15 protein-coding genes are annotated in these 23,023 nt (G+C 73.1%); 10 read left to right on the top strand and 5 right to left on the bottom strand.

Going from position 1 to position 23,023, the window contains the following annotated elements; all coding sequences use genetic code 11:
* Positions 1-264 precede the first annotated feature (264 nt).
* Positions 265-1,023 (top strand): DUF2637 domain-containing protein, encoded by a 759-nt coding sequence (locus NX801_RS20920; protein ID WP_258789345.1) that lies wholly within the window; start codon positions 265-267, stop codon positions 1,021-1,023.
* 30 nt (positions 1,024-1,053) lie between these two features.
* On the opposite strand, the gene NX801_RS20915 is transcribed toward NX801_RS20920, so the two are convergent.
* Entirely contained in the window at positions 1,054-2,199 is a 1,146-nt protein-coding gene (locus tag NX801_RS20915; RefSeq protein WP_258789344.1) for a PP2C family protein-serine/threonine phosphatase, read from the bottom strand.
* 105 nt (positions 2,200-2,304) lie between these two features.
* Between NX801_RS20915 and NX801_RS20910 the strand changes: the two genes are divergently transcribed.
* The gene (locus NX801_RS20910; protein WP_258789343.1) at positions 2,305-3,534 is read left to right on the top strand and encodes a GNAT family N-acetyltransferase; all 1,230 of its coding nucleotides are present in this window, start codon (positions 2,305-2,307) and stop codon (positions 3,532-3,534) included.
* 350 nt (positions 3,535-3,884) lie between these two features.
* Here the strand turns inward: NX801_RS20910 and NX801_RS20905 are convergent, their stop codons facing one another.
* A complete protein-coding gene (locus NX801_RS20905; protein ID WP_258789342.1) occupies positions 3,885-4,733 on the bottom strand; it encodes an Fpg/Nei family DNA glycosylase in 849 nt (282 codons plus the stop codon).
* Positions 4,733-5,227 (bottom strand): ribose-5-phosphate isomerase, encoded by a 495-nt coding sequence (locus tag NX801_RS20900; RefSeq protein ID WP_258789341.1) that lies wholly within the window; start codon positions 5,225-5,227, stop codon positions 4,733-4,735. Before NX801_RS20900 ends, NX801_RS20905 begins: the two co-directional genes overlap by 1 nt.
* 324 nt (positions 5,228-5,551) lie before the next feature.
* Here NX801_RS20900 and NX801_RS20890 point away from each other — a divergent pair, with 324 nt between their 5' ends.
* Positions 5,552-7,033 carry an amino acid permease gene (locus NX801_RS20890; protein ID WP_258789340.1) on the top strand — a complete coding sequence of 494 codons (1,482 nt, stop codon included), beginning with the start codon at positions 5,552-5,554 and terminating at the stop codon, positions 7,031-7,033.
* A 277-nt stretch (positions 7,034-7,310) separates the two neighbouring features.
* Here the strand turns inward: NX801_RS20890 and NX801_RS20885 are convergent, their stop codons facing one another.
* The gene (locus NX801_RS20885; RefSeq protein ID WP_258789339.1) at positions 7,311-7,895 is read right to left on the bottom strand and encodes a biotin transporter BioY; all 585 of its coding nucleotides are present in this window, start codon (positions 7,893-7,895) and stop codon (positions 7,311-7,313) included.
* A gap of 378 nt (positions 7,896-8,273) precedes the next feature.
* Between NX801_RS20885 and NX801_RS20880 the strand changes: the two genes are divergently transcribed.
* The 3 genes from NX801_RS20880 to NX801_RS20870 all read left to right on the top strand — a co-directional run bounded on the left by NX801_RS20880 (position 8,274) and on the right by NX801_RS20870 (position 12,385).
* A complete protein-coding gene (locus NX801_RS20880; protein ID WP_258789338.1) occupies positions 8,274-9,680 on the top strand; it encodes an amino acid permease in 1,407 nt (468 codons plus the stop codon).
* 265 nt (positions 9,681-9,945) lie between these two features.
* Positions 9,946-11,358: an amino acid permease gene (locus NX801_RS20875; RefSeq protein WP_258789337.1), complete on the top strand. Its 1,413-nt coding sequence runs from the start codon at positions 9,946-9,948 to the stop codon at positions 11,356-11,358.
* 382 nt (positions 11,359-11,740) lie between these two features.
* A complete protein-coding gene (locus tag NX801_RS20870) occupies positions 11,741-12,385 on the top strand; it encodes a superoxide dismutase (protein WP_258789336.1) in 645 nt (214 codons plus the stop codon).
* 357 nt (positions 12,386-12,742) lie between these two features.
* Here NX801_RS20870 and NX801_RS20865 read toward each other — a convergent pair whose 3' ends face one another.
* Positions 12,743-13,378, bottom strand: a complete 636-nt coding sequence (locus NX801_RS20865) for a DsbA family protein (protein WP_258789335.1) — start codon at positions 13,376-13,378, stop codon at positions 12,743-12,745.
* Between the two features lie 178 nt (positions 13,379-13,556).
* On the opposite strand from NX801_RS20865, the gene pepN reads away from it, so the two are divergent.
* The 4 genes from pepN to NX801_RS20845 all read left to right on the top strand — a co-directional run bounded on the left by pepN (position 13,557) and on the right by NX801_RS20845 (position 22,858).
* Positions 13,557-16,103 carry an aminopeptidase N gene (pepN, locus tag NX801_RS20860; protein ID WP_258789333.1) on the top strand — a complete coding sequence of 849 codons (2,547 nt, stop codon included), beginning with the start codon at positions 13,557-13,559 and terminating at the stop codon, positions 16,101-16,103.
* A 380-nt stretch (positions 16,104-16,483) separates the two neighbouring features.
* Positions 16,484-17,512: a hypothetical protein gene (locus NX801_RS20855; protein WP_258789331.1), complete on the top strand. Its 1,029-nt coding sequence runs from the start codon at positions 16,484-16,486 to the stop codon at positions 17,510-17,512.
* 655 nt (positions 17,513-18,167) lie between these two features.
* On the top strand, positions 18,168-21,491 hold the full coding sequence (locus NX801_RS20850) for a S8 family serine peptidase (protein ID WP_258789330.1): 3,324 nt from the start codon (positions 18,168-18,170) through the stop codon (positions 21,489-21,491).
* Between the two features lie 338 nt (positions 21,492-21,829).
* Positions 21,830-22,858, top strand: coding sequence for an aspartate-semialdehyde dehydrogenase (locus NX801_RS20845; protein WP_258789329.1), 1,029 nt, complete (start codon positions 21,830-21,832; stop codon positions 22,856-22,858).
* Positions 22,859-23,023: the final 165 nt, after the last annotated feature.

Here is a 23,023-nt window from a genome sequence, read left to right as displayed (position 1 = left end):
CGGCCACGCCCGGACCGGGCGTCCCCGCCGCACCCGCGCCCGATGCCCCGGCCGTCCCCGAGCCGGACACCCCGGCCGTCCCCGAGCCGGACACCCCGGCCGCACCCGGGCCGGGCATGCCCGCCGCGCCCGTACCGGACGCCCCGATCTCCACGGCCGCCTCGTGCCCCGCGCTTCCTCCGCTCGCTTCGCCCGCTCCCTCTGTCGCCGTGCCACGACCGTCCGCCGCCGTGCCGCCGGCGACCGCCCCGAAGGAACCTGTTCGTGAACACCGTTGTGCAGTTCCCCCCGCAGCAGTCCGCGACCGGACGTCACCGGCTGGTGCCGCAGGAGCCCGAGGACCCCTGGGAGGAGTACGGCTCCGGCGTCCGGCTGGTGCCCGACGAGGAGACCGTCCGGGCGCCGCGTCATGCCGAAACGTTCGGTCCTGGCGACGGCGGCGTCGAGTGGCCGCCCGGGACCGGGCCCGAGTGGACGCTGGAGCCGGAGGACGCGGTGGAGCCGGACCCCGAGCCGGAGTCCCGGCCGGAGCCGGTGTCCGCCCGGCCGGCGCGCCGCTCGCTGCGCTGGCTGGCGGCCGCGGTGCCGGTCTTCCTGACCACGCTGATCGTCATCGCGGTCGAGATCCTCGGGGTGATGGCCTCGTACCCCTCGCTGCGCGCCCTCGCGGCGGAGGCGGCCACCCCGCGCATCGCCACCCTGTGGCCGCTGCTGGTGTACGGCCCCTGGATCGCGGCCAGCCTGTCGATCGTCCGGGCCCGGCTGTTCTTCCGGCGCACCCGGTACGCCTGGTTCGTCGCGGTGGTCTTCGCGGGCGTCGCGGTGCTGCTGTGCGTGCTGAACGCGCCCGCCACCCCGGCCGGGATCACCGTCGCGGCGCTGCCCCCGATCGCCGTACTGCTCTGCTTCCAGCAGCTGGTGCGGCAGTTCGACCTCTCCGGGCCGGTCGAGCGGAACGGCGCCCGCCGGCACGCCCGGGGCCACCGCGCCCCCTACCGCCCCCAGCGGCCGTCCGGCCGGTAGGACGTACCCAGGGGCCCGGGGCCGGCGGGGTCAGGCGTCGCGGGTGATGAGCAGCAGGGCCCGGTCGTCGTTGACGTCCTTGGCGCAGGCTTCGATCAGGTGCCAGGCGGCGCCCTCGAAGCCGGTGGCGACATAGCGGTCGGCCTCGCCGGTCAGCCGGTCGATGCCGTCGGAGATGTCCCGGTCGGCCGCCTCGACCAGGCCGTCGGTGAAGAGCATCAGGACGTCGCCCGGGCGCAGGGTGCCCTTGACCGGGCCGAATTCGGCGCCGTCGTACACCCCGAGCAGCGGCCCCTCGGCGGCCTGCTCCTCCCAGCGGCCGGAGCCCGCGTGGAGCTGGAGCGCCGGGAGGTGGCCGGCCGAGAGCAGCTCGTAATCGCCGGACTCCAGGTCGAGCACGAGGTGGATGGAGGTGGCGAAGCCCTCCTCCCAGTTCTGGCGGAGCAGATAGCCGTTGGCCGCCGGGAGGAAGCCGTGCGGCGGCAGCGAGCCGAGCAGCCCGCCGAAGGCGCCGGAGAGCAGCAGGGCACGGGAGCCGGCGTCCATGCCCTTGCCGGAGACATCGGTGAGGACGACCTCCAGGGTGCGGCCGCCATGGGTGCGGGCGGCCACCACGAAGTCGCCGGAGAACGACTGGCCGCCGGCCGGGCGGAGGGCCATCTCCTGGTGCCAGCCGGCCGGCAGCCGGGGCAGCGCGCTCTGCACCCGGATGCGTTCGCGGAGGTCGAAGAGCATGGTGCCGCCGCGCCGCCAGGGCACCCCGACCCGGGCCCGGAACTGCGCTATCAGCAGCCCGAAGAACCCGCAGGCGGCGACCACCAGGACGGTGCCGGGGGTGACCCGGGCGCCGCCGCCGGTGTACGGGCCGAGCGCGGCCGACTCCACGATGAGCGCCGCCGCCGAGGCCGCGTACAGCCCCAGCAGGCTGGCCGGGCGGAGCAGCAGCCCGCCCGCCACGATCGGCAGCACCAGCGCGGCGGGAGCGCACCACACCGGGGCGGCGATGGTGGCCAGGGTGAGAAGCGGGACGGTGAGCAGCAGCCCGGCGAGGGCGAGCCAGTCGGAGGCATCGCCCCGGAAGTAGTCCACCCCGGACTTGCGCAGCGCCACCCGGGCCCGGTGCAGCGACTTGCGCAGCCGGGCCGGAAAGCTGTTCACACCTGCGCTTCGGTCCATTGGGCTGGACCCTATCCATCCGGCCGGGTTTCTCGCAGGGCGACCCCATGACCATGCGTTCGAAAAGGGGTCGCCGGGGCGGGGGCGGCTTGATACCCATGCGGTATGACGACCGAAATGCGTGTACTCCGTCCCGAGGAATGGGACTCCTGGTATCCGACACTGGAACTGGCGTTCGGCGGGGTGGCGGAATCGCCGGAGGAACGGGAGCTGTGGAAGCACCTGACCGAGCCGGAGCGCTCGATCGGGGTGTGGGACGGGGATACCTGCGTCGGTACGTCGGGGGCCTTCACCCTCCGGCTCTCGGTGCCCGGCGGGGATCTGGTGCCCACGGCGGGCGTGACCATGGTGGGTGTCGCGCCGACCCACCGCCGGCGCGGCATCCTCACCTCCATGATGCGCCGGCTGCTGGCGGACGCCCGGGCCGCCGGTGAGCCGGTGGCCGCGCTGACCGCCTCCGAGCAGGCCATCTACGGCCGCTTCGGCTACGGGATCGCCAGCCAGGAGCTGAGCGCCCGGATCCCGGTGCACCGGGTGCGGCTGACCGTGCCGGACGGCGCGGACGAGGTGTCCCTGCGGCTGGTGGAGCCGGCCAAGGCGGGCGCCGCCGTGGAGGAGGTGTACGCCGCGATGGTGGCGGGCCGGCCCGGGATGCTCGCCCGGCGGCCGGGCTGGGAGCGGCTGCCGCTGCTGGACCCGCCGGGCGAGCGGGAGGGCGCGTCGCCGCTGATGTGCGTGCTGGCCGAGCGGGCCGGGCGGCCGGTGGGCTTCGCGCTCTACGCGGTGAAGCCCGAGTGGGGCCAGGCCGGCGCCGACGGGCAGGCGATCCTGTACGACCTGGGGTATCGGGACCCGGCGGCGTACGGGGCGCTCTTCCGGTACCTCTGGGAGCTGGACCTGATCTCCTCCCTGGCGCTGCACCGCCGTCCGCTGGACGACCCCTGGCAGTACCTGGTCTCCGACGCCCGGCGCTGTCTGCCGACCCTGCGGGACGCCCTGCACGTACGGCTGGTGGACGTGGGCGCGGCGCTGGCGGCCCGGGCGTACCAGGCGCCGGTGGACGTGGTGCTGGAGGTGGCGGACGCGTTCTGCCCCTGGAACGCCGGGCGCTGGCGGCTCACCGGGGACGCCGGGGGCGCGGTGTGCGTCCGCACCGAGGACCCGGCCGGACTGGCGCTCTCGGTACGGGAGCTGGGCGCCGCCTATCTGGGCGGGGTGCCGCTGGCCGGGCTCGCGGCGGCCGGCCGGGTGCGGGAGCTGCGGCCGGGCGCCCTGGCGGAGGCGTCGGCCGCCTTCGGCTGGCCGGTCGCACCCTGGCTGCCGCACGGGTTCTGAGGGGTGCGGGGCGGGGCCTCGGACGGGGGCCGAACGGTACGGGGCGGGGCCTCGGATGGGGCCTGAACGGTACGGCCCGAGCGGTGCGGACTCCGGGCCGTACGGACTCCGGGCCGTACGGGCTTCGCGCCGTACGGGCCGGGGGCACGAGGGCCGGGCGGTACGGGGCCGGGGCGCGGGCGCCGGACCCCGTAAGTGGCTGAGCGGTACGGGACCGGGCTGAACGGGACCGGGCCGTACGGGGCCGGGGGCGCGGGCGTCGGGCGGCAGGGGGCCGGGCGGGGGTGCGGGGCCGCCCGGAGCGGACGCCCGGCGGGGCCGGCCCCCGGCGCGCCCGGCCTCCGGCGGGGTCAGCGGGTCTGGCAGGCCGGGCACCAGAAGAGGTTGCGGGCGGCCAGGTCGGCGGTGCGGATCTCGTTGCCGCAGATGTGGCAGGGCAGGTTGGCGCGGCGGTAGACGTACACCTCGCCGCCGTGGTCGTCCACGCGCGGCGGGCGGCCCATCGCCTCCGGCGTGTGCTCGGGCCGTACCGTGTCGATGCGGTTGAGCCGTACGCCCTCCCGCATCAGGACCACCAGGTCGTCCCAGATCGCCGTCCACTCGGCGCGGCTGAGGTCCTTGCCCGCGCGGTACGGGTCGATGCCGTGCCGGAAGAGCACCTCGGCCCGGTACACATTGCCGACGCCCGCGACCACCTTCTGGTCCATGAGCAGCGCCGCGACGGTGGTACGGCTCCGGGAGATCCGGCGCCACGCCTTCTCCGGGTCGTCGTCCGGACGCAGCGGGTCGGGGCCGAGCCGGTCGTGTATCGCCGCCTTCTCGGGGTCGGTGATCAGCGCGCAGGTGGTGGGCCCGCGCAGATCGACGTACGCCTCCGGGTTCGCCAGCCGCAGCCGCACGGTGTCGGTGGGCGGCGGGGCGGGCCGGTGGCCGAACCGCACCTTGCCGAAGAGGCCGAGGTGGATGTGGACCCACTCGGCCGGGCCGTCGAAGGCGTCGGAGCCGCCAGAGCCGCCGAGCCCACCGAATCCGAGGAACAGGTGCTTGCCGTGCGCCTCGGTGCGCTCCAGCACCGTGCCGTCGAGCAGGGCGGCGGCGTCGGTGAACTTGCCCTGCGGGCTGGTCACCCGCACGGCCCGGCCGCCGAACCGTTCCCGGTAGTCGGCGGCCAGCCGGTGGATCGTGTGCCCCTCGGGCATCAGGCGGTCGGCTCCTGCGGGTGGTGGGCGGGGATCGGGGGCAGCTCGCCGGTGGTCTCGTAGGCGCTCAGCATCTCGATCCGGCGGGTGTGACGCTCCTCACCCGAGTACGGGGTGGCGAGGAAGATCTCCACGAATGTGGTGGCCTCCTCCTGGGAGTGCATCCGGCCGCCGATCGCGACCACGTTGGCGTTGTTGTGCTCCCGGCCGAGGGCGGCGGTCTGCTCGCTCCAGGCGAGCGCCGCGCGGACCCCCTTGACCTTGTTGGCGGCGATCTGCTCGCCGTTGCCGGAGCCGCCGATCACGATGCCGAGGGCCTCCGGGTCGGCCGCCGTCCGCTCGGCCGCCCGCAGGCAGAACGGCGGGTAGTCGTCCTGGGCGTCGTAGACGTGGGGGCCGCAGTCGACGGGCTCGTGGCCATGGGCCTTCAGCCACTCGACGAGGTGGGACTTGAGTTCGTAGCCGGCATGGTCCGAGCCGAGGTACACGCGCATGGTCGAAGTGTGGCACGCGCGCGGCCGGCCGGGCGCCGCCGGGGCGGGGCGGGGGGCACGCGGCGGGAGGGGGGGGGGCGGATGCCGCCGGGTCGGGGACGGGCGGGGGCGAGTTCCGGGCGGGCGGGGCGGGGCAGAGGGGGTGTAAGCCCCGGGTGGCCGGTGCGCCACCTGACAGCCGCCACCCGGCCGGACCGGCGCCGGCGCACCCCGGCGAGCGGCCCGCATCACGATACGGAATCGGGGTCTTTCGGCCACTCGGGGTCTCGTGTTTGCATGCACGGGCTCGTCATCCGAGCGCCGCACAGACGTAAGGAATCGTCCATGACCACGCAGTCGACCCTGCCGAAGGAAGGCGGAAGCACCGGAGAACCCGGAATTCCGCAGTCCTCCGACGGTCTCAAGGCCGGCCTCAAGAACCGCCACCTCTCCATGATCGCCATTGGTGGCGTCATCGGCGCCGGCCTGTTCGTCGGCTCGTCCGGCGGCATCGCCAAGGCCGGTCCCGCCATCCTCCTGTCGTACCTGCTCGTCGGCGTGCTGGTCGTCTTCGTGATGCGGATGCTCGGCGAGATGGCCGCCGCGAGCCCCAACTCGGGCTCGTTCTCCGCCTACGCGGACCGCGCGCTGGGCCGCTGGGCCGGCTTCTCCATCGGCTGGCTCTACTGGTTCTTCTGGGTCGTGGTGCTCGCCGTCGAGGCGACGGCCGGCGCGAAGATCCTGGAGGGCTGGGTTCCGGCCATTCCGCAGTGGGGCTGGGCGCTCATCGTGATGGTGGTGCTCACCGCGACCAACCTGGTGTCGGTGGCGTCCTACGGCGAGTTCGAGTTCTGGTTCGCGGGGATCAAGGTCGTCGCCATCGGCATCTTTGTGATCATCGGCCTGCTGGCCGTCTTCGGGGTGCTGCCGGGCTCGGACAACCCCGGAGCCGGTTTCGCGCACCTCACCGACGCGGGCGGCTTCCTGCCCCATGGGGCGGGCGCCATCCTCACCGGTGTGCTGATGGTCGTCTTCTCCTTCATGGGCAGCGAGATCGTCACCCTGGCCGCCGGTGAGTCCGAGGACCCGCGCCGCGCGGTCACCAAGGCCACCAACAGTGTGATCTGGCGGATCGCGGTCTTCTACTTGGGCTCGATCTTCGTGGTGCTCACCCTGCTGCCGTGGAACGACAAGTCGATTACGGAGAAGGGCTCCTACGTCGCCGCCCTGGACTCCATCGGCATCCCGGCGGCCGGCCAGATCATGAACGTGATCGTGCTGACGGCCGTGCTCTCCTGCCTCAACTCCGGCCTGTACACCGCCTCCCGGATGGCGTTCTCGCTGGGTGAGCGCGGTGACGCGCCCAAGGTGTTCGCCAAGGTCAGCGGCAAGGGCGTGCCGGCCGTCGCGATCCTCTCCTCGGTGGTCTTCGGCTTCGTCGCGGTGTTCTTCAACTACACCTCGCCGGACACGGTCTTCGACTTCCTGCTCAACTCGTCCGGCGCGGTGGCGCTCTTCGTCTGGCTGGTCATCTGCTTCACTCAGCTCCGGATGCGCGGCATCCTGCTCCGCGAGGCGCCGGAGAAGCTGACCGTGCGGATGTGGCTCTTCCCGTACCTGACCTGGCTCACCGCCGCGTTCATCGTCTTCGTGATCGGCTACATGGTCTACGACGAGGGCAACCGCGAGATCGCGCTGCTGTCGATCCTGGTCGCGGCGGTCGTGGTCGCCGTCGGTGTGGTGCTCGACCGGGTGCGCAAGTCCAAGGCGGCGGACGCGGTCCCGGCCGCGAGCGCGGGCGTGGCCACGGAGGCGGTGGAGGGCTGAGCCCCCGGGCCCCGGGCGGCCCGGGTGCCCCCGGGCGGTCCTCTCCTCCTGAGGAGTGCTCCGGGGCACCCCTGAATCCGCCTGACCTGCCCGACCTGCCCGACCTGCCCGACGGATGACCGACCCTGTCGGGCGCAAGCGAAAGGCCCTCCGCGCACACCGGCGTGCGCGGAGGGCCTTTCTTCCGTACGGGATCTTCTGTACGGGCGTACGGGTCTTCTGTGCGGGGGCCGCCGCCGGCGCCCGCGCACCGGCTCCGGGGGAAACCCCGGCCGGGTCAGCTCTTGCGGCCGGCGAGCTTCCAGGCGGTGGGCAGCGCGCCCATCGCCAGCGCCGCCTTGAGGGCGTCACCGATCAGGAAGGGGACGAGCCCGGCGGCGACCGCCTGGCCCAGCGTCATGCCGGTGGCCAGGGCCAGGTACGGCACCCCCACGGCGTACGTGATCAGCGAGCCGACCACCATGGTGCCGGCCATCCGCGGCACCGAGCGGTCGCCGCCCCGGCGGGCCAGCGCGCCCACGGCGGTGGCGGCGAGCAGCATGCCCAGCACATAGCCGAAGGACGGCATCGCCCAGCCGGACGTGGCCTGGGCGAACCACGGCATCCCCGCCATGCCCACCAGGGTGTAGAGGGCCAGCGACAGGAAGCCCCGGCGGGCGCCCAGCGCGGTGCCGACGAGCAGCGCGGCGAAGGTCTGGCCGGAGACCGGCACCGGCGAGCCCGGGACCGGCACGGAGAGCTGGGCGGCGAGCCCGGTGAGCACGGCACCCCCGGTCACCAGGACCAGGTCCCGGGTGCGGCTGGCCGGGAGGAGGTCGGCGAGGACCACTCCGGTACGGGTGGGGACGGCGGCAGTGCTCATCGGTACTCCGGAAGGGTGAGGGCGGGTGAGGGCGGGTGACGCGGGGTGTTGCGGTGGAACACCGTGACCGTAGCCCAGGGGTGAACGGCCGATCACCGTCAGCCGACGACAAAGGCGCGACCGGCGCCTTGGTGGGGTTCGCACAAGGGGCCGCGCTCATGCCTCTCCCGCCCCGCCCCTGGCGTGACGCTCATCACGAGCGGGACTCGCGGGAAGATCCCTTTTTGCGGCGGGTCGCGCTTCTCGGGGAGACTGTGGAGTCCTCATAAACCCGGGTGCCCGGCACCCGGATCCTCCCGGGTGCTCCTCGCCCGGCCGGCCCCCGAGAGTACGTGCGCCATGCCGACCGTCCCGCCCGAGCCGACGGCTCACCCGCCGATGGACCCGAACGGACCGAAGGGCCCGGACGACCCGGACGGCCTGAGCGCTTCCGAGCCGCTCTCGCACGGGCTGAAGCAGCGCCATCTGACGATGCTCGGGCTCGGCGGGGTGATCGGCGCCGGGCTGTTCGTCGGCTCGGGCGCGGGGATCGCGGTCGCGGGGCCGGGGATCGTGCTCTCGTATCTGATCGCGGGCGCGCTGGCGATGCTGGTCATGCGGATGCTCGGGGAGATGTCCGCCGCCATGCCCGCCTCCGGTGCCTTCTCGGTGCACGCGGAACGGGCGCTCGGCCGCTGGGCCGGCTTCTCGGTCGGCTGGCTCTACTGGTTCCTGCTGGTGGTGGTGCTGGCGGTGGAGGCGACCGGCGCGGCGCGGATCGCCAACGGCTGGGTGCCCGGGGTGCCGCAGTGGGCCTGGGTGCTGATCTTCATGGTGGTCTTCACGGTCAGCAATCTGGCGGCGGTGAAGAACTTCGGAGAGTTCGAGTTCTGGTTCGCCGCGCTCAAGGTCGGCGCCATCGTGCTCTTCCTGGCGCTGGGCGTACTGGCGATCGTGGGCTGGCTGCCGGACACCGACCCGGTCGGCCTGGCCAATCTGACCGGGCGGGGCGGCTTCCTGCCGAACGGCTGGGACGGGGTGGTCTCCGGGGTGCTGGCGGTGGTCTTCGCCTTCGGCGGTCTGGAGGTCGTCACCATCGCCGCCGCCGAGTCGGAGGACCCGGCGCGGAACGTGGCCCGGGCGGTGCGCAGCGCGGTCTGGCGCATCCTTCTCTTCTATGTCGGCTCGATGCTGGTCATCGTGACCCTGCTCCCCTGGACCTCGATGGTGCCGGGGCAGAGCCCGTATGTGGCGGTGCTGGACTCCATCGGGGTGCCCGGGGCCGGGCAGATCATGAACATCGTGGTCTTCGTGGCGCTGCTCTCGGCGCTCAACGCCAATCTGTACGGCTCCTCCCGGATGGTCTTCTCGCTGGCCGAGCGCGGCGAGGCGCCGAAGGGGCTGCTGCGGATCTCATCCGGCGGGGTGCCGCGCCGGGCGGTGCTGGCGTCGGTGGCCTTCGGCTTCGTCTCGGTGCTGCTCAATCTGAAGTGGCCGGACTCGGTCTTCCTCTACATGCTGAACGCGGTCGGCGCGGTGCTGCTCTTCGTCTGGGGCCTGATCGCCGTCTCCCAGCTGCGGCTGCGGCGCCGGATCGAGCGGGAGGCGCCCGAGCGGCTGACCCTGCGGATGTGGGGCTTCCCCTGGCTGACCTGGGCCGCGCTGGTGGCGATGGCGGCGGTCCTGGTGCTGATGCTGGCCGACCCGGGCAGCCGGCCGCAGGTCCTCTGGTCGGGCGCGGCGACCGGGGCGGTGCTGCTGGTGGCCGGGGTGCGCGAGTGGCGGACGCGCCGGACGGGGAGCTGAGCCGGGAGCGGGGCGGCGGCCCGCGCGGCGGACGGCGGAGTCGTACAGCTGCGGGGTTCAAGTCGGTGGCTTCGTGCCGTTGGCGCGCCCGGGGCAAGCGGATGGCGCTCGGCTCACTTATGTCACTGATGTGACAGTCTCGTGAACAGAACTGCACAAGGTGTGAGCACGGTGTCCGTATAGCGGGCGGTCATTCCCCCTGACCGGTGCGCCCGCCCAGACTGTGGCCCCGATTCCTTCCCGGCTACCGAAACAGGGTCCGCCCATGTCCCGGACGACCTCCGCGCCCGAGCCGGCCACCACCGGCACCTCCGGCACCACGCCGGCCGAAGCGCCGCTCTCGCACGGCCTCAAGCAACGCCATCTCTCGATGATCGCCCTGGGTGGCGTCATCGGTGCCGGTCTCTTCGTCGGTTCCGGCACCGCCATCGCGGCGGCCGGGCCCTCGATCGTGCTCGCGTACGCCGTCTCCGGCGCCCTGGTGATGCTGGTCATGCGGATGCTGGGCGAGATGGCCGCGGCCAATCCGGCCTCCGGCTCCTTCTCGGTCCACGCCGAGCGGGCCATCGGCCCCTGGGCGGGCTTCACGGCCGGCTGGTCGTTCTGGTTCCTGCTCTGCGTCGCGGTGGGCCTGGAGGGCATCGGCGCCGCGAAGATCATGACCGGCTGGCTGCCCGGCACCCCGGAGTGGGCCTGGGTGGCCCTCTTCATGGTCGTCTTCTGCGGCACCAACCTGGCGGCGGTGAAGAACTTCGGAGAGTTCGAGTTCTGGTTCGCCGCGCTCAAGGTCGGCGCCATCGTGCTCTTCCTCGGCATCGGCGTCCTGGCCATCGCGGGCGTGCTGCCCGGCACCGACGCCCCCGGCACCAGCAACCTCACCGGCCGGGGCGGCTTTCTGCCGAACGGCTCCGAGGGCCTGATCGTCGGCCTGCTCGCCTCGGTCTTCGCCTACGGCGGCCTGGAGACGGTCACCATCGCCGCCGCCGAGTCGGAGCACCCGGTGCAGGGCGTCGCCAAGGCCGTGCGCACCGCCATGTGGCGGATCGCGATCTTCTACGTCGGCTCGATGGCGGTGGTCGTCACCCTGCTGCCCTGGACCGACAAGTCGGTCGCGGAGAAGGGACCGTACGTCGCCACCCTGGACGCCCTCGGCATCCCGGCGGCCGGTCAGATCATGAACGTGGTCGTGCTGGTGGCCCTGCTCTCCGCGATGAACGCCAATATCTACGGCTCCTCCCGGATGGCCGCCTCGCTGGTGGCGCGCGGCCAGGGCCCCAAGGCGCTGGGCCGGATCTCGAGCGGGGTCCCCCGGGTGGCGGTACTGGTCTCCTCGGTCTTCGGCTTCGGCTGTGTGCTGCTCAGCTACTGGCGGCCGGACGACGTCTTCATGTGGCTGCTCAACATGATCGGCGCGATCATCCTGGTCGTCTGGTTCTTCATCGCCGTCTCCCAGCTGCTGCTCCGCCGCCGGCTGGAGCGGGAGGCGCCCGGGACGCTGGTGGTGCGGATGTGGGCGTACCCGTACCTCACCTACGCGGCGCTGGCCGGCATGGCGGCGGTCTTCGTGCTGATGGCCCGGGAGGAGGGCACCCGGATCCAGCTCTACTCCACGGGCGGACTGACGCTGGCGCTGGCGGCGCTCGGCTATGTACGCCAGCGGCGGCGGACGGCGGCGTGACACCCGCCTGACGGTGAAGCGGTAAAGCAGACAAGAACATCGGAGGGGCCCGGCGCGGAGGACGCGCCGGGCCCCTCCCGTGCGCCGTGCGCCGGGCCTCCCCGTCCGCCGTGCGCCGTGCGCCGCGCCTCCCGTCCGCCGTGCGCCGTGCGCCGTGCGCCGCGCCTCCCCGTCCGCCGTGCCGGAGTGCGCCGCCCGCCGGGCGGGCGCCGGTCGGGGTCGTACGCCTTCCGGTGTCCGTGCCGGCGCGCGGACCTAGGACGAAGGGCTGATCACGTACGCCACTTAGCTGCTGTTAGCCTGCACCTGCATACGAGTGGCAATAAGAAGCCATAAGCAGTAGCAGTAGAAGCTGCGGCAGCAAAAGCTCGGAGGGCTCGACATGGCGATCTACACACTTCCTGAACTCCCGTACGACTACGCGGAGCTCGACCCGGTCATCAACCCCCAGATCATCGAGCTGCACCACGACAAGCACCACGCCGCCTACGTCAAGGGCGCCAACGACACCCTGGAGCAGCTGGAGGAGGCGCGCGACAAGGAGCAGTGGGGCTCGATCAACGGCCTGGAGAAGAACCTGGCCTTCCACCTCTCCGGCCACATCCTCCACTCGATCTACTGGCACAACATGACCGGCACCAAGAACGGCGGCGGCGGCGAGCCGCTCGCGGCCGACGGTGTCGGTGAGCTCGCGGACGCCATCACCGCGTCCTTCGGCTCCTTCGCCAAGTTCAAGGCCCAGCTCTCCAAGGCCGCCGCCACCACCCAGGGCTCCGGCTGGGGCGTCCTCGCGTACGAGCCGGTCAGCGGCCGTCTCATCGTCGAGCAGGTCTACGACCACCAGGGCAACGTCGGCCAGGGCTCGGTGCCGGTCCTGGTCTTCGACGCCTGGGAGCACGCCTTCTACCTCCAGTACAAGAACCAGAAGGTCGACTTCATCGACGCCATGTGGCAGGTCGTGAACTGGCAGGACGTGGCCAAGCGCTTCGCCGAGGCCAAGGACCGCACCCCGCTCATCACCCCCTGAGTGCCCGGAGCGCCGTGCGCGCCCTGAGCGCCGTGGCCGTGCCGAGCGCCCGGAGCGCCCCGGCCGTCCCGGACACGCCGGACACCACGGACACCACGGACACCCCGACTTTCCGCCGCCCCGGTACGGCCGCCCGTACCGGCCGTACCGGGGCGCGGAGCAGACGCCCTGCTCGTGATCGTCTTCTCAACCTTCACCGGGCAGGCGGATGAAGGGACGGCCCCCGCGAGGACAGGACTCGCGGGGGCCGTTCTGTGTGCCGGGGCCGGTGCACCGGGGCATCGCTGCGCCGACGCGCCGGGGCAGCGGTGTGCCGGGCGGCCGGCGCGGGATCGCTCCGGCCGCCCGTGCGGGCCCTCAGTCGAAGATCGGACCCTGGGTGCGGGAGCGCTTCAGCTCGTAGAAGCCGGGGACCGAGGCCACCAGCAGGGTGCCGTCCCAGAGCTTGGCCGCCTCCTCGCCCTTGGGCGCGGGGGTGACGACCGGGCCGAAGAAGGCGATCTGCTCGCCGTCCGCGCCCGGCACCGCGATGACCGGGGTGCCGACGTCCTGGCCGACCTTGTCGATGCCCTCCTGGTGCGAGGCGCGCACCTGCTCGTCGTAGGTGTCCTTGTCGGCGTACTCGATCAGCTCGGCGGGCAGCCCGGCGTCGGCCAGCGCGCCCGTGATGGCCTCCAGGGTCGGGCCCTCGCCGTTGTTGTGGAAGCGGGTGCCCAGCGCGGTGTAGAGCGGGCCCACGACCTCGTCGCCGTGCAGCTCCCGGGCGGCGGTGACCACCCGGACCGGGCGCCAGCCCTTGGGGCCGAGCAGCTCCCGGTACTGCTCCGGCAGCTCGTCGATCTTCGGCTCGTTGAGCACGGCGAGGCTCATCACGTGCCAGCGGATGTCCACCGGGCGGACCTTCTGCACCTCCAGCATCCACCGGGAGGTCATCCACGCCCAGGGGCAGAGCGGGTCGAACCAGAAGTCGGCGGGGGTCCTCTTCTCGGACATGCGAACTCCTCAGAAGGCGTGAGGCACCGGGCCTCAGGCGTAGGGCGTACAGGGAAACGCGCACGGACGTGCCGCAACGGCAAACATCACCGGCCACCACCGGCATTCCCCTGCCTGAGCCGTCCGGGGGGCGTGAAAGGATCGCGCTTTGAACGAACGAGCCACGAAGGAGTAGCCCGTGCCCGGTGAGAATCTGTCCCGCGACGAGGCCCGCGTACGGGCCGAGCTGCTGACCGTCGACGGTTACGAGGTCGATCTCGACCTCCGGTCGGCCGTCGGGGAGAGTCCGTCCGAGACCCGCACCTTCCGGTCGGTCACCACCATCCGGTTCCGCGCCGCCACCCCGGGCGCGGCGACCTTCGTGGATCTGGTCGCCCCCTCGGTGAACGCGGTCACGCTCAACGGGCGGGAGCTGGACCCGGCGGCGGTGTTCGACGGGAGCCGGGTGTCGCTGGACGGGCTGGCGGCGGAGAACGTCCTGATGGTGGACGCCCAGTGCGCGTACAGCCGGACCGGCGAGGGCATGCACCGGTTCGTCGACCCGGAGGACGGCGAGGTCTACCTCTACACCCAGTACGAACCTGCCGACGCCCGGCGGGTGTTCGCCAATTTCGAGCAGCCCGACCTCAAGGCGCCGTACCGCTTCTCGGTGACCGCGCCCGAGGGCTGGACGGTGTGGAGCAACGGCGCCGAGGAGTCGCGCGAGGGCGGGGTGTGGCGGTTCGCGGAGACCGCGCCGATCTCGACGTACATCACCTGTGTGGTGGCGGGCCCCTACCACTACGTCACCGACACCTACCGGCGCGGAGAGCTGGAGATCCCGCTGGGCGCGATGTGCCGCAAGGGGCTGGCCAAGCACTTCGACGCGGAGGACGTCTTCCTCGTCACCAAGCAGGGCTTCGACTTCTTCCACGACAACTTCGACTTCCCGTACCCCTTCGGAAAGTACGACCAGGCGTTCGTGCCCGAGTACAACCTCGGCGCCATGGAGAACCCGGGGATGGTCACCTTCCGGGAGGAGTTCATCTTCCGGGGCAAGGTCACCCAGGCGTCGTACGAGCGGCGGGCCAACGTCATCCTGCACGAGATGGCCCACATGTGGTTCGGTGACCTGGTCACCATGGTCTGGTGGGACGACCTCTGGCTCAAGGAGTCGTTCGCGGACTTCATGGGCTCCTTCGTGCTCGCGGAGGCGACCCGGTTCACCAACAGCTGGGTGAGCTTCGCCAACGGCCGCAAGGCGTGGGCGTACCGGGCCGACCAGCTGCCCTCCACCCACCCGGTCACCGCCGACATCCCGGACCTGGAGGCGGCCAAGCTCAACTTCGACGGCATCACCTACGCCAAGGGCGCGGCCGTGCTGAAGCAGCTGGTGGCGTACGCCGGGCGGGACGCCTTCCTGGAGGGCGCCCGGCGGTACTTCAAGCGGCACGCGTACGGGAACACCCGGCTCGGGGACCTGCTGGCGGTGCTGGAGGAGACCTCCGGCCGGGACATGACCGACTGGTCGCGGGCCTGGCTGCAGACCTCCGGGGTCAACGTGCTGACGCCGCTGCTCACCTACGACGCGGCGGGCCGGATCACCGAGCTGGCGGTGGCGCAGGACGGCGGGACGCTCCGGCCGCACCGGGTGGCGGTCGGCCTCTACCGGCTGCACGAGGGCGACCTCACCCGGTACGCCCGGGCCGAGGTGGACGTCACCGGGGAGCGGACCGAGGTGCCGGAGCTGGTCGGGCTGGACCGGCCCGACCTGGTGCTGGTCAACGACGACGACCTGACGTACTGCAAGGTCCGCTTCGACGACGGTTCGCTGGAGACGCTCCGCGGCAACCTGGGCGGGATCACCGATCCGCTGGCCCGGGCGCTGTGCTGGTCCGCACTGTGGAACCTCACCCGGGACGGGCTGCTGCCGGCCCGGGAGTTCGCCGCGCTGGTGCTGGAGTTCGCCGGTGTCGAGTCGGAGATCGGCGTGCTCCAGATGCTGCACGCCTGGGCGCGCTCGGCGCTGGTCCACTACGCGGCCCCGGAGTGGCGCGAGGCGGGCGGCCGGCTGCTGGCGGCCGGGGCGCTCAAGGAGCTGCGGCTCGCCGCGCCGGGCAGCGAACACCAGCTGACCTGGGCCCGGTTCTTCGCGGCGACGGCCACCACCGAGGAGGACTTCGCGCTGCTGGCGGAGCTGCTGGCCGGCTCGGCGGAGATCGAGGGCCTGGAGGTGGACCAGGAGCTGCGCTGGGCGCTGCTGGAGACGCTGGCCGCGCACGGGCGGGCCGACGAAGCCGCGCTCGCCGCCGAGCTGGCCCGGGACGACACCGCGAGCGGCGAGCGCCACCAGGTGCGCTGCCTGGCCGCCCGGCCGTCGGAGGCGGTCAAGGCGCAGGCGTGGGCGCAGGTGGTGGAGTCGGACGCGCTCTCCAACGCGCTGGTGGGGGCGACCATCGCGGGCTTCGCCCAGCCCTCCCAGCGGGAGCTGGTCGCCCCGTACGCGCCGAAGTACTTCGAGGTGATCGAGCGGGTGTGGCGGGAGCGGTCGATCCAGATCGGCATGGACGTGGTGCGCGGGCTGTTCCCGGCGCTGCGGGACGACCCGGGGACGCTGGAGGCGACCGACGCCTGGCTGGCCGCGCACGAGTCGGCCGCCCCGGCGCTGCGCCGGCTGGTGCTGGAGGAGCGGGACGACCTCGCCCGGGCGCTGGCCGCCCAGGAGTGCGACGCGGCGGCGGGCTGACGGCGGCCGGCGCCGGTCCCGGCCCGTCTCCCCCGGTCCTGCGCCGGGCGGGGGCGGGTGGAGCCGGACGGGGGCGGTCGCGACCGGGCCGGGCTGGTGGAGCCGGCCGACGCCGGCCGGTTCCTGCGGCGGGGGCGGCCTGGGTCGAGCGGGCTGATCAGGACCGATCCGAAGCCGGTCAGGATCGGCCGGAGTCGGGCAGAGTGTGTCGGTGCGGCCCCGGCCATCGGGGCCGCACCGCTCCGACCAGGGGGTTCCGGTGCGGCCGGGGCCCCCTTTCGGCGTTCGAACGTCCGTACTTTAGGACGGTAACGTCCCGGATTGTCGACGGGCGTGTAACAGCGGTTAGCGCCACCGGTACGGCCGGGAACGCCCCGGGCATGACCAACACCCCGCTCTCCCCCGGCACTCCGCTCCCCTCCGGCGCCCTGCTGCCCGCCCCGCTCACGGGCACCGGGCGACGGGTGCTCTCCGCCGCCCAGCTGCGCGCCCTGGGCGTGCCCGCCGCCGAGTCGGCCGCCCGCGCCCGGCCCGGCGGCCCCTGGCAGCAGTTCCTGCCGGGTGTCTTCCTGCTTCACCCCGGCCCGCCGACCAGCGAGGAGCGGCTGCGCGCGGTGCTGCTGTACGCCGGGCGGCGCCCGATGGGCGGGGCGGCGGCGGAGCCGGGCCGGGCGATGATCACCGGGGCGGCGGCGCTGACCCTGCACGGGTTCGCCTCGGCCGCCCCGCTGCCCTCGCTGGAGCGGATCGAGGTGCTGGTGGAGCGGAAGCGGCGGCTGCGCCCGGCCGGGTGCGTACGGTTCGTGCGGACGGCGGAGCTGCCCGAGCCGGTGGAGGTCACCGGGGTGCCGGTCGCGCCGGTCGCCCGGGCGCTGGCCGACGTGGTGGCCGGGACCGACGACCCCACCACGGTGCGGCTGCTGCTGGCGGAGGCGGTACGGGACGGCCACTGCGACACCGCGGCGCTGGTACGGGAGCTGACCCGCGCCCGGCTGCTGGGCCGCGCCCATGTGGCGGACGCGGTGGACGGGCTGCTGGCGGAGGGCCGGTCGGTGGCCGAGGAGCGGCTCTACGCCATGGTCGGGAGGTACGCGCTGCCCGAGCCGCTGTGGAACGTGGACCTCCGGCTGCCGGGCGGCCCGCACCTGGGAGGCGTGGACGCCTACTGGCCGGACCACGCGGTCGCCGTGGAGCTGGACACCCGGGCGCCCCGCCGGGACGAGGAGCCGACCGCGCCCGAACACACCCGCAAGCGGGAGCACTTGGAGCGACTGGGCATCACCCTGGTGCACCTCACCCCCCGGGCGCTGCGGGAGGCGCCGGAGCAGCAGGCCGTGGTGGTGCGCACCGCCCTGACGGCGGCCGGGGACGGGGAGTCGGCCGCCTATGTCATCGTGCTGCCGCGCTGAGCCGGAGACCGGGGGCCGGGGCCGGGCGGTGAACGGGGCGCCGGTGCGGGGCGGGAAGCCGGAGGGGCCGGTGCGGGGGCCGGGGCCGGGTGGTGAACGGGGCGCCGGTGCGGGCGGTACCGGAGGGACGGCCGGGGGCGGGACGGCCCGGGGGCCGGAACCACCGCCGGCCGGCGCCGGATCCGGGCGCCCGGGCGGTCGCGGGCGTCCGGGCCATGGAGCGGGATCCGGCCGCTCGGCGGGCCGGCCGCCCGGCGAGGGCCGGAGGAGCGAAGGAGCGGCCGGGGGCGGTGAACCGGGCACCGGTGCGGGGTGGTTGGCGGCGGGTGGACCTCCGGGGTGGCGGAACACCGCCGTCCGGAGGGGATATGTGCCGCTATCGGCAGGATGGCGCGGCCGGGACAGTGGCGGAAGTACGCCATGGCCGCATCCCGCCTTCAACAACCCTCCACAAAACCCTGTCCTTTGCGACAGGGTGAGCGGTCATCCGGCACCACATACCGGACCGTCCTTCCGCATGTTTACGCATACGGCCGCCCGGCCGTTCCGTACCCGCGGCCGCCCGGCCGTTCCGTACTCACGGCCGCCCGGCCGCACGGCTCCACCGCCGGACGGGCTCTCTCACGTACCAGCTCTTCCACCCACAGGGATGCTGATGACCACCCCCCAGTTCCAGGGCCCCATATCCGGGGACCCGACGTCCGGGCGCAGACGTGCCGCCCGGGTCGCCGCCGCGGCCGGTCTGGTGGCCGCGCTCGTCGCCGCCGGCGCCGCCCCGGTGCTCGCCGTCGAGGCCCCGGCCACCGACCCGGCCCCCGTCAAGACCGCCGCCGCCGACAAGCTGGGCGCGGCCGACGCCGACCGGCTCGCGGAGGCGCAGGCCAACGGCGAGAAGACGGTGACCGTGATGGTCGCCACCGCACCGGGCGCCACCGAGCAGGTCGCCGCGCAGCTCGACGCCGTGCCGGGCGCCTCGGTGGGCAAGACGTTCGACAAGCTCGGCTATGTCCGCGCCACCCTGCCGACCGCCCGCGCCGAGGCCGCCATCGACGCGGCCACCAAGCTCTCCAGCGTCCACGGGATCGACCTCAAGCAGGAGATCGCGCTGGACGACCCGACCCCCTCGGCCGACCGGGCCAAGGGCGCGGAGACCCGGCGCACCGCCGGGGCGTACCCGGGTCCGGACGCGAAGACGCCGGCGAAGAACCCGTACAACCCCTCCTTCGAGACCGGCGCGGTGGACTTCGTCAAGAGCCACCCGAAGTTCGACGGCCGGGGTGTGACCATCGGCATCATGGACTCCGGTGTGGACCTGGGCCACCCGGCGCTCCAGAAGACCACCACCGGTGAGCGCAAGATCGTCGACTGGGTGACGGCCACCGACCCGATCACCGACAACGACGGCACCTGGCGCCCCCAGATCACCCCGGTCAGCGGCCCGACCTTCACCGCCAACGGCGCCACCTGGAAGGCCCCGGCGGGCAGTTACCACTTCAGCCGGTTCGCGGAGTCCGTCACCGCCAACGGCGACATGAAGGGCGACCTCAACCGGGACGGTGACACCAGCGACATCTGGGGCGTGCTCTACGACGCCGCCGCCGGCACCGTCCGGGTCGACCTCAACGGCAACAACGACTTCACCGACGACACGCCGATGAAGCCGTACAAGGACGGCTACCAGGTCGGCTACTTCGGCACCGACGACCCGGCCACCGAGGTCGCCGAGCGCATCCCGTTCGTCGTGGAGATCCGCAAGGACGTCCCGATGGACCCGCTGGGCGGCAGCTGGGCCGGCAAGAAGGCCGACTTCGTCAACATCGGAATCATCGAGTCCGAGCACGGCACCCACGTGGCCGGCATCACCGCCGCCAACGGCCTGTTCGGCGGCACGATGAACGGCGCGGCGCCCGGCGCGAAGCTGGTCTCCTCGCGCGCCTGCTCCTGGAGCGGCGGCTGCACCAACGTGGCGCTCACCGAGGGCATGGCCGACCTGGTGATCAACCGGGGCGTGGACATCGTCAACATGTCCATCGGCGGTCTGCCGGCGCTCAACGACGGCAACAACGCCCGCTCCGAGCTCTACACCCGGCTCATCGACGACTACGGCGTCCAGCTGGTCATCTCGGCGGGCAACGAGGGCCCCGGCGTCAACACCATCGGGGACCCCGGTCTGGCCGACAAGGTGATCTCGGTCGGCGCGGCGATCTCCAAGGAGACCTGGGCCGCCAACTACGGCTCCGAGGTCGAGAAGAAGTACGCCATGTTCAACTTCTCCTCGCGCGGCCCGCGTGAGGACGGCGGCTTCGCCCCGGTGATCAGCGCCCCCGGCTCCGCGATCAACACCATCCAGACCTGGCTGCCCGGCGCCCCGGTGGCCGAGGCGGGCTACCGGCTCCCGGCCGGCTACGGCATGCTCCAGGGCACCTCGATGTCCTCGCCGCAGGCCGCCGGCGCGAGCGCGCTGCTGATCTCGGCCGCCAAGCAGAAGCAGATCCCGCTGCCCCCGGCCGACCTGCGGACCGCGCTGATCTCCAGCGCCAAGAAGATCTCCGGTGTCGCCGCGCACGAGCAGGGCGCCGGTCTGATGAACATCGTGGGTGCCTGGCAGCAGATCCGCGAGGGCGCCACCGCGCACGAGTACGCGGTCAAGGCCCCGGTCGACACCGCGATCGACTACGCGCTCAAGACGCCCGGCTTCGGCACCGGCCTCTACGACCGCGAGGGCGGGCTGAAGGTCAGGCAGAAGAAGACGTACGACGTCGTCATCACCCGCACCTCCGGCCCGGACGTGCCGATCCGGCACGAGCTGGACTGGAAGTACGACGACGGCACCTTCGACCTGCCCGGCTCCGGCGCGGTGGTGCTGCCGCTGAACAAGCCGGTCACCGTCAAGGTCACCGCCCGGCCGCTCACCGCCGGGACGCACAGCGCCATCCTGGAGGTGGACGACGTCCGCACCCCGGGCGTGGACAAGCAGATCATGACCACCGTGGTCGCCGCGCAGGAGCTGGCCAAGCCGGCGTACGCGCTCTCCGCGCAGGGCTCGGTGCAGCGCAACTCGACGACGTCGTACTTCGTGACCGTGCCGCAGGGCGCCAAGTCGCTGGAGGTCGCGCTCGGCGGGCTGAAGGACAAGAGCCAGACCCGGTTCATCTCCATCCACCCGTACGGGCTGGCGCAGGAGGACACCTCCTCGCTCCAGTGCTACGCCAACTACAGCTCGGCCGCCACCTGCCGCCCCGACCTGCGGTCGTACGCCAACCCGCAGCCGGGCGTCTGGGAGTTCGAGGTCGAGTCGCGGCGCACCTCGCCGCTGCTGGACAACCCCTACAAGCTGGACGTGACGGTGCTCGGCACCACCTTCGAGCCGGCCGTGCAGACCGTCCCGGAGGCCAAGGTCGGCACCCCGGCCAAGGTCACCTGGCAGGTCCGGAACGACTTCGCCGCGCTGGACGGGCGGCTGAGGGGCGGCTCGCTGGGCTCCGCCAAGGTGGAGAACCCCACCCTCGCGCACCACGGCCAGCTGACCCGTACGGTCACCCTCGGTGAGGGCGTGGAGCGGCTGGACGTCGCCATCGGCAACACCTCCGACAAGGGCGCCGACCTGGACCTGACCGTCCTCAAGGACGGCAAGACGGTCGGTTCCTCGGCCGACGGCGACTCGGAGGAGTCGGTGTCGCTGGCCAAGCCCGCCGCCGGCACGTACACCGTCGTGGTGGACGGCTACTCGATCCCGAGCGGCAGCACCACGTTCGACTACAAGGACGTGTACTACTCCGCCGGGCTCGGCACCGTGAAGGTGGACGAGGCCAAGCCGGTGAAGCTGGCGAGCGGCGCGACCGCCCCGGTGTCCGCCGAGGTCCTGGTGGCCGGCGCGGCTCCGGAGGGCCGGCAGTTCTTCGGCGAGGTCGCGCTGGTCAACGCGCGCGGCACCGCCGCGGGCTCCGGCAGCGTGGTGATCGGCAAGGTGATTCCGTAGCGGTGCGGCGGACGGTGCGGCCGCGCGTACGCGTACGGCACACACCTCCGCACAGGCGGTGAGGGCGGGCGTCCGGCGGGGCGCCCGCCCTTTCGCGTACCGGCGTGCTTCCGGGGCGCCGGTCGGGGCCCGGCGGTACTCCGGCGGCGGGCCAGGCCATGATCGTCCTCTGACCAGGGGAGTTCCCCGCTCCCCCGTTCTGTGACGTCTTTCTCACCTCGCGGACAATGGATTGGACAAGCCGGCCGTGGAGAGACCCATCATGGGCGGCACAGGCCCACTCAGCGGCCACCAGGCCCACCGGGCGGCACCGCCCACAGCACGTACGGAGGAGTCCCGTGAAGGTCGGAATCGTCGGAGCGACCGGTCAGGTCGGCACGGTCATGCGCACCATCCTGGCCGAGCGGAAGTTCCCGGTGGACGAGCTGCGCCTCTTCGCCTCCGCCCGGTCCGCGGGCACCACCCTGGAGTGGGACGGCGGCAAGGTCACCGTGGAGGACGCGGCCACCGCCGACTACACGGGCCTGGACATCGTGCTGTTCTCGGCGGGCGGCGCCACCTCCCGGGCGCTGGCCGGGAAGGTCGCCGGGCAGGGCGCCGTGGTGATCGACAACTCCTCCGCCTGGCGGCGCGACCCCGAGGTGCCGCTGGTGGTCTCCGAGGTGAACCCGCACGCGATCCGGAACCGCCCCAAGGGGATCATCGCCAACCCGAACTGCACCACCATGGCCGCCATGCCGGTGCTGAAGCCGCTCCACGAGGAGGCGGGGCTGACCGCGCTGGTCGCCACCACCTACCAGGCGGTCTCCGGCTCCGGCGTCGCCGGGGTGGCCGAGCTGAGCGACCAGGTCACCGCCGTGGCCGAGCGCGCCGCCGAGCTGACCCACGACGGCGCCGCGGTGCCGTTCCCGGAGCCCGGCGTCTACCGCCGCCCGATCGCCTTCAACGTGCTTCCGCTGGCCGGTTCGATCGTGGACGACGGCTCGCACGAGACGGACGAGGAGCAGAAGCTCCGCCACGAGTCCCGCAAGATCCTGGAGATCCCGGAGCTGAAGGTCTCCGGCACCTGTGTCCGGGTGCCGGTGTTCTCCGGCCACTCCCTCCAGGTCAACGCCCGCTTCGACCGCCCGATCGGGGTGGAGCGCGCCCACGAGCTGCTGCGGGACGCCGAGGGCGTCGAGCTGTCCGAGATCCCGACCCCGCTCCAGGCGGCCGGCCGGGACGCCTCCTACGTGGGCCGGATCCGGGTGGACGAGACGGTCGAGAACGGCCTCGCGCTGTTCCTGTCCAACGACAACCTCCGCAAGGGCGCGGCGCTGAACGCGGTGCAGATCGCGGAGCTGGTGGCGGCCGAGCTGAAGGGCTGACCCCCCGCTCGTACGGACGCGGGAGCGGCAGGGGGGAGGGGCGGGGGGGGGGGGGGGGGCCCCCCCCCCCCCCCGCCCCCGGGGGGGGGGCCCCCCCCCCCCCCCGCCCGGGGGGCCCCCCCCCCCCCCCCCCGGGGGCGTGCGCGCCCCCCGGCCCCCCCCGCC

This window comes from Streptomyces pyxinae (genome assembly GCF_024756275.1).
Classification (GTDB): domain Bacteria; phylum Actinomycetota; class Actinomycetes; order Streptomycetales; family Streptomycetaceae; genus Streptomyces; species Streptomyces pyxinae.
This window is presented reverse-complemented; position numbering and strand designations above follow the sequence as displayed.

Excerpts from the sequence above, each read along its gene's own strand:
- NX801_RS20855 (WP_258789331.1), top strand. The coding sequence starts at position 16,484 with ATGACCAACACCCCGCTCTCCCCCGGCACTCCGCTCCCCTCCGGCGCC.
- NX801_RS20850 (WP_258789330.1), top strand. The coding sequence starts at position 18,168 with ATGACCACCCCCCAGTTCCAGGGCCCCATATCCGGGGACCCGACGTCC.
- NX801_RS20910 (WP_258789343.1), top strand. The coding sequence starts at position 2,305 with ATGACGACCGAAATGCGTGTACTCCGTCCCGAGGAATGGGACTCCTGG.
- NX801_RS20915 (WP_258789344.1), bottom strand. The coding sequence starts at position 2,199 with ATGGACCGAAGCGCAGGTGTGAACAGCTTTCCGGCCCGGCTGCGCAAG.
- NX801_RS20880 (WP_258789338.1), top strand. The coding sequence starts at position 8,274 with ATGGACCCGAACGGACCGAAGGGCCCGGACGACCCGGACGGCCTGAGC.
- NX801_RS20865 (WP_258789335.1), bottom strand. The coding sequence starts at position 13,378 with ATGTCCGAGAAGAGGACCCCCGCCGACTTCTGGTTCGACCCGCTCTGC.
- NX801_RS20900 (WP_258789341.1), bottom strand. The coding sequence starts at position 5,227 with ATGCGCGTGTACCTCGGCTCGGACCATGCCGGCTACGAACTCAAGTCC.
- NX801_RS20890 (WP_258789340.1), top strand. The coding sequence starts at position 5,552 with ATGACCACGCAGTCGACCCTGCCGAAGGAAGGCGGAAGCACCGGAGAA.
- NX801_RS20870 (WP_258789336.1), top strand. The coding sequence starts at position 11,741 with ATGGCGATCTACACACTTCCTGAACTCCCGTACGACTACGCGGAGCTC.
- NX801_RS20885 (WP_258789339.1), bottom strand. The coding sequence starts at position 7,895 with ATGAGCACTGCCGCCGTCCCCACCCGTACCGGAGTGGTCCTCGCCGAC.
- NX801_RS20905 (WP_258789342.1), bottom strand. The coding sequence starts at position 4,733 with ATGCCCGAGGGGCACACGATCCACCGGCTGGCCGCCGACTACCGGGAA.
- NX801_RS20875 (WP_258789337.1), top strand. The coding sequence starts at position 9,946 with ATGTCCCGGACGACCTCCGCGCCCGAGCCGGCCACCACCGGCACCTCC.